The following is a 17,653-nucleotide window of genomic DNA, read 5'->3' as shown; positions in this document are numbered from 1 at the left end:
ATGCCGAGCCACCCACTGACACTGCCAAGCACACTCTCGATCCGCCACGCGGCCACCACCCGCGAGCAGCTTCTGGCCGCCCTTGAAAAGCATGAAGCGGTTGAGGTGGAATTTCCCGACGGCTGTGATGCCGATCTCAGCCTCATTCAGTTGATCGAGGCCGCCCGGCGTCACGCCGATGGCCATGGCAAGCGCCTGTCCCTGAAGGCAGCGGCGAATGGACGTGTGTTCGACGTTCTCGAGCGCGGCGGCTTTCTCTCGGCCATGGACCCCGCCTTTTCTCAATTTTGGTTACATCGGAAGGAAATACAATGAGTGCGAACATTCTGACGGTTGACGATTCAGCCAGCATCCGGATGACGACGAAGATCGCGCTGACCAATGCCGGCTACAAGGTGACGGAAGCCGTGGACGGCCTTGACGGCCTCAACAAGGCCAAGAGCGCCAGCTTCGACCTGATCGTCACCGACCTCAACATGCCCAACATGAATGGCCTGGCCATGATCGAGGCGCTGCGTCAGTCGCCGGCACACACCGGTATCCCGATCATCTTCCTGACCACAGAGTCCGACGCGGACATGAAGAGCCGTGCCAAGGCAGCCGGTGCCACCGGTTGGATCACAAAGCCTTTCGACCCTGAACAGCTCGTCAAGATCGCCAGGAAAGTGCTGGGCAAATGAACACAATGGACCCCATCCAGGTCTTCAGGACGGAAGCGGCGGAGCTCTTCGAACAGATCGAAAGCGGTCTGCTTGATCTCCTCCATGACCTGTCCAACCAGGACCAGATCGACGCTGTCTTCCGCGGACTGCACACGCTGAAGGGATCAGGAGCCATGTTTGGCTTCGAGGCCCTCGCCGCTTTTACGCACCACTGCGAATCCGCCTTTGACCGCGTCCGCAAGGGTGAGGTCCAGGCAACCAGCGAACTGGTTGCCGCCGTTCTCGAAGCCCAGGACCATATGAAGGCCCTGGTCGAGAAGCCGAATGGCGATCATGACGACATGAGCCAGAAACTTCTCGCCAAGCTGCATGCGGCAGTCGGTGGAAAGAATGGTCATGTCGCGGCCTCACAGCCGACAGCGCCGGCATCGATCGCCGTGGCCGCAGCCAAAACCGCATCGACCAATTGGTCGATCAAGTTCCGTCTGCCCGACAATGCAATGGCCAACGGCACCAACCCGCTGGGCCTGCTGGACGAACTGCGCGAACTCGGAGAGTGCACGATCACTGTCGACGCCAGCACGATCCCCGGCCTTGCCGAGATCGATCCGACAACCCTTTATCTCGGATGGACCATCGCGCTGGAAACCGAGCAGCCACGTTCGGCGATCGAAGATGTGTTCATCTTCGTCATGGACGACATGCAGCTGGAAATAACCGAGATCAAGGCGGCAGCATCAACCGAACAGGCACCGAACCAAACCGCGCCGGAACTGGTCGCCGAACCGGTTGCCGAGAAGAAACAAGCCACGACGAACACTGGCCCGGCAGACGCCAAGTCCAACAAGTCGGCTGAAAACGTCCGCGTTCCGGCCGAACGCCTGGACGAACTCATGGACCGCGTCGGCGAACTGGTAATTGCGCAGTCGCGCCTGTCGCAGCTGGCCAATATCAGCGCCAATATTCAGCTGCGTTCGGTATCGGAAGATGTCGAGCGCCTGTCCGGTGAATTGCGCGACACGATGATGGTGCTGCGCATGGTCCCGGTCGGTAGCCTGTTTGGCCGCTTCCGCCGTCTGGTGCACGACCTTGCCCGCGAAACCGGCAAGACGATCGAGCTGGAAACCGAAGGTGAGACAACCGAAGTCGACAAGACCGTCATCGAACGGCTGGCCGACCCGCTGGTTCATTTGGTCCGCAACTCCTGCGACCACGGTCTCGAGCCGCCGGAAGAACGCCGCGCTGCCGGAAAATCACCGCAAGGCCGCATCCTGCTCTCGGCCCGCCAGCAAGCCGGCGAGGTCATCATCACCATCAAGGACGACGGTCGCGGCATCAATCGTGACCGTGTCCGCGCCAAGGCCGAAGCCTCGGGCCTGATCCAGCCGAACGCGGTCCTCTCGGACCAGGAACTGCTCCAGCTGATCTTCCAGCCGGGCTTCTCGACGGCGCAGGAAGTCACCAACCTTTCCGGCCGTGGTGTCGGCATGGATGTGGTGAAGCGCACGATCGATACGCTACGCGGCACCATCAACGTGGTCAGCCATCCTGGCGAGGGATCGGAAGTCTCGCTGTCGATCCCTCTGACGCTGGCAATCATCGATGGCCTGCTGGTGCGTGTCGGCAACGGCCGCTATGTCATTCCGCTCTCGGCCGTCGAGGAATGCCTCGAGCTTTCCGTCGAAGACGACATGCGCTCGCGCGGCCGCAGCTTCATCTCGCTGCGCGACAGCCTGGTGCCTTATCTTCGCCTGCGCGAGCTGTTCCGCACCGGCAGCAAACCCGACCCCTTCCAGAAGGTCGTGGTCATCTCGACCGGTTCCGAACGCGTCGGTCTCGTCGTCGACCAGATCATCGGCGACCACCAGACCGTCATCAAGGCCATGTCCAAACTGCATCACGACGTTGCGACCTTCTCGGGCGCCACGATCCTGGGTGACGGCGACGTGGCTCTCATCCTCGACGTGGGACATCTCGTCTTGGAAGGCCAGAAACAGGAGGCGCATTTGCGCGCAGCAGGATGAGCGAAGCAGCACGTAAGATACCCGAGCATCTTTGGGGCGCCAGCGAGGAACTCGAAGTTCTGACCTTCGACATTGCCGGCGAAATGTTCGCCCTTGAGGCCGTCATGGTGCAGGAAATCCTCGATCTCCTACCGGAAACGAGCGTTCCCGGGGCAAAACCCTTCGTCGGCAGCGTCATCAACTTCCGCGGTAAGGTCATCCCGCTCGCCGACATCCGCCTTGCCTTCGGCATGGAGGCAACCAAGCCGACGATCGACAGCCGCATCATCGTCATCGAACTGGATGTCGACGGGGAACCGACACTGACCGGTATCCGCACCGACAAGGTTCACGAAGTCACGTCTCTGCTGAAGGCCGCCAGCGAACCGCCACCCAGCATCGGCATGCGCTGGCGTTCCGATTTCATCGATTGCCTCGTTCGCCGCGGCGGCGAATTCATCATTCTTCCCAACCTTCAAACGATCTTCTCCGTCGGCCATGAGCGCCATGCGGCAGACCCGTCGAAAAACTAGTCGCAGCAAAGGAAAAACCACATGCGCGCCTCGATCAAACTCAAGCTGACCGTCGCCTTCGGCTTTGTCATCATCATGCTCATCGCCACGGCAACCATCGCCATCATGAGCCTCAGCGATCTGAACACCACGCTCGAAAACGTCGTCAAAGGCCCGGCCACCCGGTTGAGGCTTGCCCAGGAACTCAACATTACCCAGCTGCAGCAGCTGCGCCAGCAGAAGAACATGCTGCTCGCGACCGATATCGCCGCCATGCGGGACTATACCGCCAAGATCACCCAGCAGCGCCAGGATTTCGACAAGGCGTTTGACAGCGTCATGCTACTGGCCACGGAGCAGGGAAAGGTCCTGTGGGGCAAGCTGGATGGCATGGCCACCGAATACCGCGAGCAGGATGACCGGATCCAGGCCCTGATGATGGCCGGCGACCGTGACGGCGCCCTGCGCATTTCGACAAACGAAAATCGGGCAACCGTCGGCAAAATCGACGAGTTGCTCGATGAAGTTGTCACGCTGGAAACCAGCCGACTGGCAGAAGCCAACGAGACGGCCGGAGTCGACTATGTCCAGACACGCAATGTCATGCTCGCAGTGGCCGGCGCTGCATTGCTGATTGCCCTGGCTGCCGCAGTCTGGATCGCACTTTCCATCAATCGCGGCCTGCGCAACGCAGTCAGCTCGGTCCAGAGCGTCTCCGACGGCGATCTGACCAAGCTGGCCGTGGTCAAGTCCAATGACGAAATCGGCGACCTGCTGACTTACGTCAACGCCATGATCGAACGTCTGCGCGGCGTGGTCGGCGATGCCCTCTCGGCATCCTCGAACGTCTCGTCCGGCAGCCAGGAACTGTCGGCAAGCTCCGAGCAGCTGTCGCAGGGCGCCACCGAACAGGCCGCAGCTGCAGAAGAGGCATCCGCCTCGATGGAAGAGATGGCCGCCAACATCAAGCAGAACGCCGATAACGCCGCCCAGACCGAGAAGATTGCCCGCCAGTCTGCCAAGGATGCCGAAGCATCCGGCGATGCTGTCACCCGTGCCGTCGGCGCGATGCGCACGATTGCCGAGAAGATCTCGATCGTCCAGGAAATCGCCCGTCAGACCGACCTTCTCGCGCTGAACGCAGCCGTTGAAGCGGCTCGCGCCGGCGAACATGGCAAAGGCTTTGCGGTCGTCGCCTCCGAAGTCCGCAAGCTCGCCGAACGTTCGCAGTCGGCAGCAGCCGAAATCGGCGCCATGTCGAGCGACACCGTCAAGGCAGCCCAGGAAGCCGGCGAAATGCTCGGCCGCCTGGTGCCCGATATCCGCAAGACGGCAGAACTCGTCTCGGAAATCTCGGCAGCCTGCCGCGAACAGGACATCGGCGCCTCGCAGATCAATGAAGCGATCCAGCAGCTTGACCAGGTCACCCAGCAGAACGCCTCGGCCTCCGAACAGATGGCCGCGACCTCCGAAGAACTGGCGGCCCAGTCCGAGGAACTGCAGACCTCGATCGCCTTCTTCCGGGTTGACCGGTCTGGCGAACGAGCCCCTGCCGCCATCCGCAAACCGGCCGCCCGTCCGGCGGCTCCTGTTGCCCGTCCGGCAGCGGCCGCTGCAGTTCGCAAGCCTGCCCACGGTGACAACAGTATCTCCGGCCAGCAGGCCCGCGCCAACGGCTTTGCCCTCGATCTGTCGATGGGCGGCCCAGACTCAGACGACGCGCATTTCAAGCAGAGCGCATAAAATTGATGAGCCAGGGCGGATAAATGGATCCGCCCTGATCCCAGCGTAGAATGCGCTGATTGCGAGGAGCAGCGGCTCCTGCCCGGTAGCTTAGAGGCAAGCCCGGGATGTCCCATACACACCTTGAATCACACACATATGACCGGGGACGCGACAATGCGCTTTACCATCAAACTCAAGCTCGCTCTGACATTCGGAATCATCATTCTGATGTCTTTCGGGATGGCCATGCTTGCGATCAACAATCTCTCGACGTTGAACTTCGCCATCACCGAAATTGTTCAGGGACCGGCTGCTAATCTGCGCAATTCGAGCGACCTTTCGGACACTATCTACCTGTCTATCCGGGCCGAAAAGAACGCAATCCTCAACACTGACGCTTCGCAAATTTCTTCCTACTCCCAGGAAGTCAGTGAGGCTCGCACCAAGATCAATGAGCTCCTTACCCGTCTCGACGCCGAAAAGACTGAGGGTGTAAGGGTAAAGCTAGCCGAAGTCCGTGCCGCGTTGCCTGCCTGGCTTGAGCTCCAGGATCAAATCATTGCCCTCGCTCGACAAAATACGACGGAGTCCAATGCGCGCGCCGGTGCAATATCCATGGGCGAAGGCGCGAAGATGACCTCGACCCTGCTCACCGCCATGAACGGGCTGAACGAGGAAATCGTCACGGATCTGAATGCCACAGATGAGGCGACGAACATCCAGTATGAGTACTCGCGCAATATACTGATCGCTATCGTCGTAGGTTTGCTGGTCTTCTCTGCCGTCGTGGCATTCTGGATTTCGATCAACATCTCGCGCGGCTTGCGACGTGCCGGCGATCTGGCTGTCGCAGTCAGCATTGGTGACTTGAACCACGAGATCGAGCACAAGGCCAACGATGAGATCAAGGATCTTGTCAAATCCATGGAGATCATGACCGGAAACCTGCGCGAAACGGCGCGCATCGCCGACCTGATCGCCAATGGCGACCTGGTCGTCACGCCGAAGCCCCTGTCCGACAAGGATACGCTCGGCCTCTCGCTGGAAAGCATGGTTGAACGCCTGCGTGGCGTGGTCGCTGATGCGCTTTCAGCCGCCGCAAACGTCTCGTCCGGTAGCCAGGAACTGTCGGCAAGCTCCGAACAGCTGTCGCAGGGTGCGACCGAACAGGCGGCATCCGCCGAAGAGGCCTCCGCCTCGATGGAAGAAATGGCCGCCAACATCAAGCAGAACGCCGACAACGCCGCCCAGACCGAGAAGATTGCCCGCCAGTCGGCCAAGGATGCCGAAGCATCCGGCGACGCTGTCAATCGCGCCGTCGGTGCCATGCGCACGATTGCCGAGAAGATCTCCATCGTCCAGGAAATCGCCCGCCAGACTGACTTGCTCGCACTGAACGCTGCTGTCGAAGCGGCCCGTGCCGGCGAACATGGCAAGGGTTTTGCCGTCGTCGCTTCCGAAGTCCGCAAGCTTGCCGAACGTTCGCAATCGGCAGCGGCTGAAATCGGCGCAATGTCCGGTGAGACGGTGAAGGCAGCCCAGGAAGCCGGCGAAATGCTCGGCCGTCTGGTACCCGATATTCGCAAGACAGCCGAACTGGTCTCCGAAATCTCGGCAGCATGCCGCGAGCAGGACGTCGGCGCCTCGCAGATCAACGAAGCGATCCAGCAGCTCGACAAGGTCACCCAGCAGAACGCCTCGGCGTCCGAACAGATGGCCGCGACCTCTGAAGAGCTGGCAGCACAGTCCGAAGAACTGCAGACCTCCATCGCCTTCTTCCGTGTCGAACGAAACGCCCGCGAAAATGCGGCCGCCAAGACTGTCGCACGCCCCGCGGCACAGACGAACCGCACCGCTGCCGCGCCCCAGAGAAAGCCTTCAGCAACCGACCACTCAATCGCCAGCCAGCAGGCGCGCGCCAAGGGATTTGCCCTCGATCTGTCGATGGGTGGACCTGATGCACACGACGCCGATTTCCGGGAAAGCGCATGATCATGAGCACGGCCTCATCTGAATCCCAGTTCGTCACATTCAGCCTCGGCGAGGAGATCTTCGCCGTTCCCGTCACCGTGGTCCGGGAGATCCTGGACCATGAGGATCCGTTCAAGATCCCGCACGGGCCGGACTACCTGCTCGGGCTGCGCGATGTGCGTGGCCAGGGCGTGCCGGTCATCGACCTCAGGGTCCGCCTTGGAATGTCGAGGACGATCCGCACCAATGATACCCGCATCCTGGTGCTGGATATTCCGATTGAGGGCAAGACGCTGGCAATCGGCCTGGTCGCGGACAAGGTTTACGAGGTCACACCGTTTCGGCGTGATCAGATCGAAGCAGCCCCGGATATCGGTGTCCGCTGGGGCTCCGACTACATCGCCGGCGTTGTCCGGCGCGAGGCGGATTTCGTCGTGATCATCGATCTGGCGCGCCTGTTTTCACATTCGGACGTGAATGTGCTGGGCAGCAATGAAAAACAAGTGGCCTTTGGCTAAGGAGTGACTCGGTGAATGCAGGCGTAGCCCAGGTACGGGGCGAGGACACGCTGGGTCCTCGCAATTATCAGTTATTGGCGAAGTTCATCTATGACTATAGCGGTATCAAGATGCCGCCGAACAAGGTCACCATGCTCGAGGGACGACTGCGCCGGCGGTTGCGCGCCACCGGCCTTGCCACCTTCAACGACTACTGCGATTTCCTTTTCAAGCACGGTGGCTTGCAGAACGAGAGCATACATCTGATCGATGCGGTCACCACCAACAAGACAGACTTCTTTCGCGAGCCCAACCATTTCAACTATCTGGAACAGGTTGTTCTGCCGGAACTGAAGGACCGGGGGATCCGTCGCCTGCGGGCGTGGAGTGCCGCCTGCTCTAACGGGGCCGAACCCTATACGATGGCCATGGTGATGGCCGAAGCGACCCAGGCCAACAGCGGCAGCGACTTCAATATCCTTGCAACCGACCTGTCCACGGATGTGCTGAAGACGGCCAGGGCCGGGATTTATCCGGTGGAGCAACTGGATCCGGTACCGCCACACATGATGGCGAAATACGTGATGCAGCCCAAGGATAAAAAGCGGACCAACGTCAGGATAACACCTGCGTTGCGGTCGAAAATAGGCTTTGGCCGGTTGAACTTCATGGACAAGACCTACCCAGTCGGTGACCCGTTCCACATGATTTTCTGCCGCAACGTGCTGATCTACTTCGACAAGAAGACCCAGGAACACGTCCTCTCGCAACTCTGCGCCAATCTCGTTCCGGACGGTTATCTCTTCATCGGCCATTCGGAATCCGTGACCGGCCTGGATCTCCCTGTCCGCCAGGTGGCGAACACGATCTTCAAAAGGATCTGAAGACCTATGAGCAACAAGATCCGCGTCCTGATCATTGATGATTCCGCGTCTGTGCGCCAGACACTGACCGCAGTCCTGCAGTCGGACCCTGACATCGAAGTGATCGGTGCGGCTTCGGATCCGTTCATAGCGGCCAAGCGCATCCAGGAGGAGATACCGGATGTTATCACCCTGGATGTCGAGATGCCGCGCATGGATGGCATCACGTTTCTGCGCAAACTGATGTCGCAGCGGCCCATCCCAGTCGTAATGTGCTCGTCCCTGACGGAATCAGGCTCCGAAACCCTGCTGCAGGCACTCGAAGCCGGCGCCGTTGATGTCATCCTGAAACCGAAGATCGGTGCGGCCGACTATCTCTCCGAGCAGGCGCTTCGGATCTGCGACGTGGTGAAAAGTGCAGCCCAGGCGCGGCTGGGGTCGACGAGGCGTATGCGCTCGGCCGCAGCCGGCGGCCCGACGGCCAAGCTGACAGCCGACGCCGTCCTGCCGCCGCCGACAGGCAAGGCCATGGCCCGCACGACCGAAATGGTTGTCTGCGTCGGCGCGTCCACCGGCGGCACCGAAGCCTTGCGTGAAATGCTGGAGCGGTTGCCGGCCAACGCGCCCGGCATCGTTATCGTCCAGCACATGCCGGAACGCTTCACCGCAGCCTTTGCCAAGCGGTTGAACAGCCTCTGCGAGGTTGAGGTGAAGGAGGCAGTCGATGGCGACCCGGTTCTGCGCGGCCATGTCCTGATTGCACCCGGCGACAAACATATCCTCCTCGAGCGGCAAGGCGCCCGCTACCACGTGTCTGTGCGCACAGGCCCGCTTGTCTCGCGTCACCGTCCGTCGGTGGATGTCCTCTTCCGTTCGGCAGCACGCGCTGCAGGCTCCAATGCCATGGGCGTCATCATGACCGGCATGGGCGACGACGGGGCGCGTGGCATGGAGGAAATGCACCAGACCGGCGCCTTTACCGTCGCCCAGGATGAAGCGAGTTCCATCGTCTTCGGAATGCCGAAGGAAGCGATTGCGCGTGGTGGCGTCGACAAGGTCGTCTCTCTCGATCTCATCGCACGGGAAATCCTGAGTGCCGACAAGCATCGGTAATTCATAGAATTTTTCCCGGCATTGCAGGCACATCTGCAAGCTTATGTCCCTAGGGCTTTCCTCTTTGTTAACCATGTTTGGCAAGAGTGAAACCTGCACGATGGTTGTGCCCTGGCGAGCGATTCTGGCTCACGCGTCTAGACGAGGAGCAGACCATGGCCGTCATCACATTCGCCAATTCCAAGGGTGGCGCCGGCAAGACCACTGCCGTCCTTCTCCTCGCGACAGAACTCGTGCGGCGCAATTTCAGGGTCTGCATCCTGGATACCGATCCGCAGCGCTGGATCTCGAGATGGTTTGAAACCGCCGAGAAGCGGCCAAACCTGACCGTCGAGACATTTGTCTCCATGGCTACGATCCAGAAAACCGTAAACGACTCCCAGCGTGACTGGGACTACGTGATCATTGATCTTCCCGGAATTCAGTCTCCCCTGCTGGCGACTGCCATCGGTCTGTCCGACCATGTGATGATCCCCGTGCAGGGAAGCAGCATGGATGCGCAGGGTGGCGCGCAGGTTCTCGATCTGCTCCGTTATCTCGACCGGAAAGCTGGTATCCGCATCGCCCACTCGGTGGTCCTGTCGCGGGTGAATTCGTTTGTAACCACGCGTGCGCTGCAGGCCGTCAAGCAGCTCCTGACCGAACAGCGCGTGCATGTGCTTGACACGCCGATCATCGAGCGCTCCGCCTATCGCGACATGTTCGATTTTCACGCCTACTTGCACAGTATGGATCCGGCCAAGGTCAGCAATCTCGGCAAGGCGATCCTGAACGCCGAACGTTATGCGGATGAAGTGTTGAAGCTTGTGCCGCTGGCGCAGACAACCGAGCAGGTGCTGCTCGCCGCCCGAACGTTCGGGCGGCTGGAGCACGCGGCCTAGTACCGCAGGTCAGAACAGGGCGTCGGCGAACAGGTCGTCGTCATCCATGATCTCCGCCTTGGCCGTTTCAGCCGGGGCAGTGGATCCCGCGGAATTCACATTCAGGTATCGCAGATGAATGTCTCTTTCCTGCGCCATCGTATAGATCCGGAAAATGCCCGATGAAAGCGGCTCGATTTTGGATGCGAGATCGAATGTGTCCGGAAGAGTGTCGGCGGCCATGTGGGATGCAAGCCCCAGGCATTGGTCTAGAACACCACCGAGCTCACTCTCGAAGTCAAGCTTGGTCACGGCCGCGCTGATGCGCGCAAACACCGCCTGCCCCTCGACCGCAAATTCCTGCAGCCCCTTTTCCATTTCAGCACCGACCGTCTGGACCGCCGTCAGCGCATTCCGCAGAGGCTCACCGAGATTGGCGATGTCAGCGGTCGCTTCACCGGACAGGAACTGCGTCGCCGCTTCCACGGCATGAAGGTCGGTCACGATCGCATCGGCCGGCGTTTCAAGCTTACCGGCGAAAAGCCGCAGCTCGCCGCTGACCACATTCACCGAACGCCCTGCATCCCCCAGGCGCGAACAGCGCAGGTTGGAGTTGAGAGCCATATAGTGGATATCAGTCTTGATCGAGCGGATGACCTCGATCCCTTTCAACAGATGCTGGGCTGTCGCTGTCACCGAACCGACGACGGAATCAGACTCGCCACTGCGATCGCGAACACGTTCGGCAAGCTCGCAACCGACCCTGAGATCCGCCTCCATCGACTTCAGCGCATTGTGCTCTTCGCCAGCACCTTCGGACGTCACCTTGTCACGCAGAACGAGGATCTGCGATGCATCGGCGGAGAAGCTTGCAATATTGGTAGAGATGCCACGGCACTGCCGACGGAAATCGACCAGCGTTTCATCGAGCTGTGCATGACACAGATGGAGAATGACCGAATTCAGATCGTCGGCTTCCTGCGCCGAAAGCGCGCGCCCCTCCGGCGAGGCCAGAAACGCGTCAAGCAGTTCGAACGTGCTTTGCACATGTTCGATGCGCTGGCGGGTGATATCGCCAATCTGCAGTCCCGAAAGCACGCTGGCTATCTTGCCCTGGACTCGGCCCGTCACCTGTTTGACATCACTGGCAACGGCAGACATCTGCGCATATTGCTGTGCGATGCGGCTCGAGCTCTGATCCAGGTTGCTGACAATGCGTGGAACCGTGGTGTCGAAATCGCTGCGGATGCCTTCGGCAAAGTCGCGCGCTGTCCGCAACTGCGCACGCATTACGCTGAGCTGCGCGACGAACTTGTCCACCTCTTCCGCGCCGAACTGCACCCGGTCGCGGATCTCATCGGCGAATTCCGCGAACTCGGCAAGTCCCGCACCGGTGATTTTCACCGTGATGGCGAAGGTACGCAGATAGCGGATTGTCTCACGCATGTCGTCGAGGTGAAGGCTGCTCGAATGGCATATGTCGGAAATCTCGACAAACTTCGTATGCCGCGCTTCAGCGATCTTCGGCAGCAGTGCGAGATCGGAAACGGTACTCCGCAAACCCTTGACCGTCGACGCCGTGGTCTCGCCGTCGAGGGTATTCGTCAGGCGATCAAGGATATCGACCAGTCCGTTCAAAATCTCCATCACCGAAACAAGAACCGCCCCCGCGTCGAGAAATGACTTCTCGATCGCCGAATGCGCCAGATTGAGTTTTGAGACCAAGTCCGTCCGCAAGTCTGGACCAACTGTCGTAAGCTTGAAATTATGCTTCACAACACACCCTACGCTACTTTGTAGAGGTCAACTTAGCCGACACTGTAAAAAGAGTAGTAAATTCAGGGCGCAACAAATTGCGAAAGTGGCCCGATGCGACTTGTGATGGGTTTTACAGTTAATGGTTTAGCGTCGGCAATCCGCTGTTCGATCGAGGGGAATGCGGCTGGCTCATGGCAAGGGGTGCTGACGATCATCGACCCGGGCACGCCCGCGACTGGGGCCTCCTTGCAATCCGTAGATCACATAAAATCACATTGCTGCAATTTCGCCTGATAGCGACGATATGACACTGCAAATCACTCGCGAGCAATTCGCGATCCCAACGGAAGTTCGTGCGAAGAGGATTTCGCGCGCGATTTCTGGACGTCGTGAAGGGAATTGGCTGGCCACGGTTTGGCATTTGTCAATGAAACTTCCGGGCATGAAATGCTGGAGAAATGTCACCTGTCATTCCTTATAGGCCATGTGCTTTTTCGAGACAAAAAGCCCTTTTCACCGCTAAAGAGAGCAACCTACGGCAGTCCAGCCGAATATTGTGATCCTCATCACCCTGCAAAAGACTTGCCTAATTTATTGATAGAAAAAGGAATTCCCCCTATCAGTACGATGGCGAGCGGCTTAGTTATGTTGCACAACAGCATAATCGATAGAATTCTTACTGCGTCGCAGCATCTTGACACCCCCTCCGTTCTCTCCGAACATGTTCAGGCCAGAGCTTGTCATTTGCAAACATGTTCGCCCGAGTACATCGGTCGATTGGTGGAATGTGCGGCAGGGTCGGTCGATTGGAGCTGCGATGGAAAACACTAGCAAGATAAGGGTCCTTGTTTTGGACGAGAACCCGGTTCTGGTGGACGGCCTGAGCTTTCTGATAAATTCGACACGACAGCTGAAAGCACTCGCGCTGACGCAAAGGGACGTGAGTCTGACTGAAGCGGTCAAGCGCTTGGCGCCGCATGTTATCGTCGCCGACCCGGGCTTCCTCGATCGGGTGCTGCGCGACGGCGAGATGGACTTGAAAGAACTTCAGGCCACGGCACGCATCATCGCCTATTGCAATGCGCGCGATACCTTGCCCGGAGAGACATATATCGCCAAGGGATACTCTGGGGTGGTCAACAAAACGGTTGCAAGCCCGAAGCTGTTGCGTGTGATCAAGAGCATACACGCCGGCGACATCGTCATAGATGAATCTGTGATTGTATTGTCTGAAAGCGGAAACGCCAACAATACGACATCAGAACCCGAACAAGGCAAGCTCTCCACGCAGGAAGAACTTGTTTTACGTTATGTCGCGCTTGGAAAAGCGATGAAAGAAATCGCAGCAGATATTCAACTAAGCACAAAAACGGTTGAAACATACAAATATCGTGCGACAAAAAAACTATCACTTCGAACAAGATCAGACATAGTCAACTACGCAATTAGCGTAGGCTGGCTTCAATATTAACATTGATTGATAAAAATTGGTAGCGCGATGGATGTACGTCCATCGCGCTACTTTGCGTTTATTAAATTACAATTGCTAATATGCTGTTTTTATTAAATATTTATTGGGAATTTACCTGACAATTGTCGGGCCTTTCCTGACTTTTACTAAGCAAACATAGCTGCCAATCCTAACGACGGATTTAAACGATTGTTAACTACCGGCTGGCCGTCGAGGCCTACGGTCAACAACAAGGGCAGCACATGGCTAGGATCAGCGTATTTGGAATCGGCTACGTCGGCGTGGTGGCAGCGGCCTGCCTGGCCAAAGATGGACATGAAGTCGTAGCCGTGGATATCGACCCTGCCAAGGTCGACACGATCAACAACGGACGCGCACCGATCGTTGAGAAGGGCCTTGATCCCCTGATCGAGCAGACTGTCGCCAGCGGCAAGCTGCGCGCCACGCTCGATATCCAGGATGCAATTGCTTCGACCGACGTGTCCTTCGTCTGCGTCGGCACTCCGAGCGCACCGGACGGCTCGGTTGGGCTGACCTATGTGGTCAAGGCCTGCGAGGCGATCGGCACTGCAATCGCTGCCAAGGGACGTTTCCACTCCGTTGTCGTCCGCTCGACCATCGTGCCAGGCAGCATGGAGCAGGTCTGCATCCCGGCGCTCGAGCGCAGCACGGGCCTGATCGCCGGCAAGGATTTCGGTGTCGGCTACTATCCGGAATTCCTGCGTGAGAGCACAGCGATCGAAGACTACTACGATCCGGGCTTGATCGTCTTCGGCGCACTCGACGAACAGACCGACAAGGTTCTGCACGAATTGAATGACGCCCTCCCATGCCCGTGCCACTCGGTCTCTCTCGCCACCGCAGAGATGATCAAATACACCAGCAACTCCTGGCGCGCCGTCAAGGTGACCTTCGCCAACGAGATCGGCAACATCGCCAAGGCGAGCGGCGTCGACGGTCAGCTGGTGATGAAGATCCTGTGCTCGGATCTCAAGGTCAACATCTCACCCTATTTCATGCGCCCGGGCTTTGCCTTTGGCGGCTCCTGCCTGCCGAAGGATGTCCGCGCTCTGCGTCATCTGGCCAAGGAAAAGCATGTCGAGACCGCCCTTCTCGACGCGGTGCTGGAAGCCAACGAAGCGCAGATCGACCGCGCCGAGACCATGGTTTCGCAGATGGGCGGACAGACGATCGGCATGGTCGGCATCAGCTTCAAGACCGGTACCGACGATCTGCGCGAAAGCCCGCTCGCAAGCCTCGCCTCTCGCCTGATCGACCGAGGCTACGACCTCAAGATCTACGACCCCTTCGTCAATCAGGCCTATGCCGAGGGCATGAGCGGCGCCGGTCGCGGCAATGACACCGCCATCGACCTGAAAAACAGGCTCGTCAGCGACCTCGACGATCTCGTCGACAGTTCCGACGTCATCCTTGTCGGCAATCACTATGCCGAGGCCATGCCGGTTCTTGATGCCTCGAGTGACAAGATCCCCATGGTCGACCTGCTCCGCATTCGCCCCGGCATTCGCTCCGCCGGAACCTACCAAGGCATTTGCTGGTAAGGGGCGCACCGATATGTTGGCCCACGTCATCTATCTCCTCATCATGACGATCCTGGCGCTCAGCGTGCCGCATCCGGCGGTCCAGACCGTCTCCGGCACCCTGATCACCGTCGGCCTGATTGGCGGCTGGCGCTATGCCTGGGCGGGGATCAACCTGGCGCGGGCCGCCTATTATCTGAACTTCGCCTATCCTCGCCGGCGTAAAAACGCCGTCGAGGCCTACCAGGCCCGAGGCTTGAAGGATCACACCTTCTTCCTCGTGACCACCTACAAGATCGCTCCGGATATCTCGACCCGGGTCTATCGTTCGATCTTCGAGGCGGCCTACCACGCAAAGGGTGGCGCCACCATCGTCGCCTCGATCGTCGACGAAGCCGATGCACGGCTGATCCGGCAAGTCATGGCCTCGGTCGCCTCACGCAATCCGGGTTCGGAAGCGATGGTTGCCCTGAAGATCGACAAGATCGCCGGTACCGGCAAGCGCGACGCGCTCGCTACGTCCCTGCGCTCGATCGCCAGGCTCAATCCGGGTCGCAACGATATCGTCATCTTCGTCGATGGTGACAGCTGCGTACCGATCGACGTCATCGAGCGCAGCCTGCCCTTCTTCACCGACCCTTCCGTCGGCGCCGTCACCACCGACGAATACAGCGACACGAAGGGCGGCCGCCTGTTCCGCGACTGGTTCGACCTGCGCTTTTGCCAGCGCCATGTGATGATGTCGTCGATGTCGCTGGGTGAACGGGTCCTGACCTTGACCGGTCGCATGTCGATCTTCCGTGCCAATCTCGCCACCGACAGCGGCTTCGTCGATCTCGTCCGCAACGACTTCATCGACCACTGGCGCCTCGGCCGCGTTCATTTCCTCACCGGCGATGACAAGTCCACCTGGTATTGGCTGCTGCAGCGCGGATACAAGATGCTTTACCTGCCAGACCTGTGCACGGTCTCGATCGAAACACAGCCCAATTCCGGTTTCATGGACTCCGCCACCGTCCTGATGACCCGCTGGTTCGGCAACATGCTGCGCACCAACGCCCGCGCACTTGCCCTGCCCGCCTCGCAGATCGGCTATTTCACCTGGTGGTCGATCCTCGATCAGGCAATCTCGATCTGGACCACACTCGCCGGTCCGGCCAGCATCCTCCTGGCGACCTTCTTTGTCAGTCCCTGGATCCTGCCCCTCTATTTTGCCTGGGTCATGTTCACCCGCTACTGCATGTGCACGATCATCATGGCGTTCCGCAAACGCAGCTTCCCAGTCACCTTTCCCTTCCTGCTCTACTTCAGCCAGGTCGGCGGCGCGGTGATCAAGAGCTTCATCCTCTTCCGCCTCGACCGCCAGCGCTGGACCCGTCAGTCCTCGGCGAAAACGGGGAAATTCAGCCTGCCTCTCGGCCAGCGACTGAAGGCCCACAGTTCAACCTACATGCATGGCCTTGCCCTCGGATGGCTCATCCTCGGTGTGGCTTATGTCGGCAACCTCATCTAACCGCGCCCACCCTAACAGCGAAGGACCGTGACAATGGACATCGAGAAAAAGCCCGCACGAGACACAGCTTCACAGGCTTTGGCCATCCAGGCCGAAAACGTCCCGGTCCTCCTGGACAACGGCACCGAGCACCCAAAAACCAACATCCCGTTTTCCGCAATCATCGACGGTCGACAGTTCAGCGGCAAAAGCCTGTCCCTCGTGTCGGCAACGGTCGCCGGTCTTTCCGGACCGGAACTGGAAGGAAAGCAGCGGATCGCGGTTCTGCGCTTCGATTTCGACGGCTACACGATCGCCCTTCAGGTCGATGTTCGCATCAGCCGTATCCAGTCCGAAACCGGTGAACTGCGTCTCGACTTCATCGAGCCGACCGGAGAACACCTGCCGACCCTGCGTTATCTGCTCAACAGCCATATCGCCGGTGATATCACCTCGATCGATGGCATTATCAGCCGCCGCGAAAAGGCTGGCGTGAGCAACGCCAGGATCCAGAGTGGATCGACGACATTAGGCGGCTATGTCGGACGCGGCCTGCGCGTCGCGGCAACCGCAGCCCTCAGCCTTGCGCTGGCAGCCATCGCAGCAAACCTCGTCTACCAGCGGGTATTCTCCAAGGAAGTCGCCCAACTCGCCACGCTTTCCGCTGGCGGCCAGCCGCTGCGCGCCGTGGCAAGCGGCCAGATTTCCTATCTCAACCTTGGCGCTGCCAAGGGTGACGTTCTCTACACCCTGCAGGCCGTCTCGGGCGACACGCTCAGCGTCAACATGCCCTGTGACTGCGAGATCCTGCCCGGCGCTGCAATAGAAGGTTCGACCGTCATGGCCGGCGACACCATTGCCGAAGTCGTCACCGGCGAGACGGCACCAGTCGTCGTCGCGACCGTCAGTGCAGATCAGGCAAAGCTTCTGGTTCGCGGCGACATCGCCGAGCTCAATTTCCCCGATGGCGTCGTTGCCTACGGCAAACTCGCCACCGGTGCACAAGCTCTGACGCCGGTTGGCGCGCAAGGCGAGATGCGCGCCGTCATCACCCCGGATACCGCTCTCGGTGGGGAAGCCGTCGGCTCGCCGGTCTCCGTACGCATCATCAGCAACCGCATTTTCGCCATTGGCCAGCAACTCGGCCTGATGTCCTCCAACCGCACGGCCGGCTGAGAACCGCAG

General features: G+C 59.4%; 15 protein-coding genes. 14 read left to right on the top strand and 1 reads right to left on the bottom strand.

Features of this window, described 5'->3' with window-relative positions:
* The 10 genes from GVK95_RS11585 (at position 1) to GVK95_RS11540 (ending at position 10,227) form a co-directional block, all read left to right on the top strand.
* On the top strand, positions 1-315 hold the full coding sequence (locus GVK95_RS11585; RefSeq protein ID WP_159949704.1) for an STAS domain-containing protein: 315 nt from the start codon (positions 1-3) through the stop codon (positions 313-315).
* A complete protein-coding gene (locus GVK95_RS11580) occupies positions 312-680 on the top strand; it encodes a response regulator (protein WP_113142410.1) in 369 nt (122 codons plus the stop codon). Before GVK95_RS11585 ends, GVK95_RS11580 begins: the two co-directional genes overlap by 4 nt.
* Positions 677-2,686 carry a chemotaxis protein CheA gene (locus GVK95_RS11575; RefSeq protein WP_159949702.1) on the top strand — a complete coding sequence of 670 codons (2,010 nt, stop codon included), beginning with the start codon at positions 677-679 and terminating at the stop codon, positions 2,684-2,686. The genes GVK95_RS11580 and GVK95_RS11575 overlap by 4 nt, the downstream gene beginning before the upstream one ends.
* Entirely contained in the window at positions 2,683-3,198 is a 516-nt protein-coding gene (locus GVK95_RS11570) for a chemotaxis protein CheW (RefSeq protein WP_159949700.1), read from the top strand. Before GVK95_RS11575 ends, GVK95_RS11570 begins: the two co-directional genes overlap by 4 nt.
* Before the next feature lie 21 nt (positions 3,199-3,219).
* Positions 3,220-4,920, top strand: a complete 1,701-nt coding sequence (locus tag GVK95_RS11565; RefSeq protein ID WP_159949698.1) for a methyl-accepting chemotaxis protein — start codon at positions 3,220-3,222, stop codon at positions 4,918-4,920.
* Positions 4,921-5,076: 156 nt separating this feature from the next.
* Positions 5,077-6,894 carry a methyl-accepting chemotaxis protein gene (locus GVK95_RS11560; protein ID WP_159949696.1) on the top strand — a complete coding sequence of 606 codons (1,818 nt, stop codon included), beginning with the start codon at positions 5,077-5,079 and terminating at the stop codon, positions 6,892-6,894.
* Complete coding sequence (locus tag GVK95_RS11555) at positions 6,891-7,391, top strand: chemotaxis protein CheW (protein WP_200844269.1); 501 nt, start codon at positions 6,891-6,893, stop codon at positions 7,389-7,391. Before GVK95_RS11560 ends, GVK95_RS11555 begins: the two co-directional genes overlap by 4 nt.
* Positions 7,392-7,402: 11 nt before the next feature.
* The gene (locus GVK95_RS11550; RefSeq protein ID WP_159949694.1) at positions 7,403-8,254 is read left to right on the top strand and encodes a CheR family methyltransferase; all 852 of its coding nucleotides are present in this window, start codon (positions 7,403-7,405) and stop codon (positions 8,252-8,254) included.
* A 6-nt stretch (positions 8,255-8,260) separates the two neighbouring features.
* A complete protein-coding gene (locus tag GVK95_RS11545) occupies positions 8,261-9,346 on the top strand; it encodes a chemotaxis response regulator protein-glutamate methylesterase (RefSeq protein ID WP_159949692.1) in 1,086 nt (361 codons plus the stop codon).
* Positions 9,347-9,501: 155 nt separating this feature from the next.
* Positions 9,502-10,227: a ParA family protein gene (locus GVK95_RS11540; protein ID WP_159949690.1), complete on the top strand. Its 726-nt coding sequence runs from the start codon at positions 9,502-9,504 to the stop codon at positions 10,225-10,227.
* A 9-nt stretch (positions 10,228-10,236) separates the two neighbouring features.
* Here GVK95_RS11540 and GVK95_RS11535 read toward each other — a convergent pair whose 3' ends face one another.
* Positions 10,237-11,931, bottom strand: coding sequence for a chemotaxis protein (locus tag GVK95_RS11535; protein WP_244618752.1), 1,695 nt, complete (start codon positions 11,929-11,931; stop codon positions 10,237-10,239).
* Positions 11,932-12,781: 850 nt separating this feature from the next.
* Between GVK95_RS11535 and GVK95_RS11530 the strand changes: the two genes are divergently transcribed.
* The 4 genes from GVK95_RS11530 to GVK95_RS11515 all read left to right on the top strand — a co-directional run bounded on the left by GVK95_RS11530 (position 12,782) and on the right by GVK95_RS11515 (position 17,644).
* The gene (locus tag GVK95_RS11530; protein ID WP_159949686.1) at positions 12,782-13,435 is read left to right on the top strand and encodes a response regulator transcription factor; all 654 of its coding nucleotides are present in this window, start codon (positions 12,782-12,784) and stop codon (positions 13,433-13,435) included.
* A gap of 242 nt (positions 13,436-13,677) precedes the next feature.
* A complete protein-coding gene (locus tag GVK95_RS11525; RefSeq protein WP_159949684.1) occupies positions 13,678-14,997 on the top strand; it encodes a nucleotide sugar dehydrogenase in 1,320 nt (439 codons plus the stop codon).
* Between the two features lie 13 nt (positions 14,998-15,010).
* A complete protein-coding gene (locus GVK95_RS11520; RefSeq protein WP_159949673.1) occupies positions 15,011-16,489 on the top strand; it encodes a glycosyltransferase in 1,479 nt (492 codons plus the stop codon).
* Positions 16,490-16,522: 33 nt separating this feature from the next.
* Positions 16,523-17,644: a pilus assembly protein PilZ gene (locus GVK95_RS11515; RefSeq protein WP_159949671.1), complete on the top strand. Its 1,122-nt coding sequence runs from the start codon at positions 16,523-16,525 to the stop codon at positions 17,642-17,644.
* Positions 17,645-17,653 lie beyond the last annotated feature (9 nt).

Origin of the sequence: Rhizobium sp. 18065, from assembly GCF_902706095.1 — a bacterium.
Taxonomy (GTDB): Bacteria; Pseudomonadota; Alphaproteobacteria; order Rhizobiales; family Rhizobiaceae; genus Allorhizobium.
Note: the sequence above shows the minus strand (reverse complement) of the source record. Positions and strands in the feature narration are given on the sequence as shown.

Bases quoted from the DNA above. Each gene is read 5' to 3' on its own strand.
- GVK95_RS11585 (WP_159949704.1), top strand. From the start codon at position 1: ATGCCGAGCCACCCACTGACACTGCCAAGCACACTCTCGATCCGCCAC.
- GVK95_RS11580 (WP_113142410.1), top strand. From the start codon at position 312: ATGAGTGCGAACATTCTGACGGTTGACGATTCAGCCAGCATCCGGATG.
- GVK95_RS11575 (WP_159949702.1), top strand. From the start codon at position 677: ATGAACACAATGGACCCCATCCAGGTCTTCAGGACGGAAGCGGCGGAG.
- GVK95_RS11570 (WP_159949700.1), top strand. From the start codon at position 2,683: ATGAGCGAAGCAGCACGTAAGATACCCGAGCATCTTTGGGGCGCCAGC.
- GVK95_RS11565 (WP_159949698.1), top strand. From the start codon at position 3,220: ATGCGCGCCTCGATCAAACTCAAGCTGACCGTCGCCTTCGGCTTTGTC.
- GVK95_RS11560 (WP_159949696.1), top strand. From the start codon at position 5,077: ATGCGCTTTACCATCAAACTCAAGCTCGCTCTGACATTCGGAATCATC.
- GVK95_RS11555 (WP_200844269.1), top strand. From the start codon at position 6,891: ATGATCATGAGCACGGCCTCATCTGAATCCCAGTTCGTCACATTCAGC.
- GVK95_RS11545 (WP_159949692.1), top strand. From the start codon at position 8,261: ATGAGCAACAAGATCCGCGTCCTGATCATTGATGATTCCGCGTCTGTG.
- GVK95_RS11540 (WP_159949690.1), top strand. From the start codon at position 9,502: ATGGCCGTCATCACATTCGCCAATTCCAAGGGTGGCGCCGGCAAGACC.
- GVK95_RS11530 (WP_159949686.1), top strand. From the start codon at position 12,782: ATGGAAAACACTAGCAAGATAAGGGTCCTTGTTTTGGACGAGAACCCG.
- GVK95_RS11525 (WP_159949684.1), top strand. From the start codon at position 13,678: ATGGCTAGGATCAGCGTATTTGGAATCGGCTACGTCGGCGTGGTGGCA.
- GVK95_RS11520 (WP_159949673.1), top strand. From the start codon at position 15,011: ATGTTGGCCCACGTCATCTATCTCCTCATCATGACGATCCTGGCGCTC.
- GVK95_RS11515 (WP_159949671.1), top strand. From the start codon at position 16,523: ATGGACATCGAGAAAAAGCCCGCACGAGACACAGCTTCACAGGCTTTG.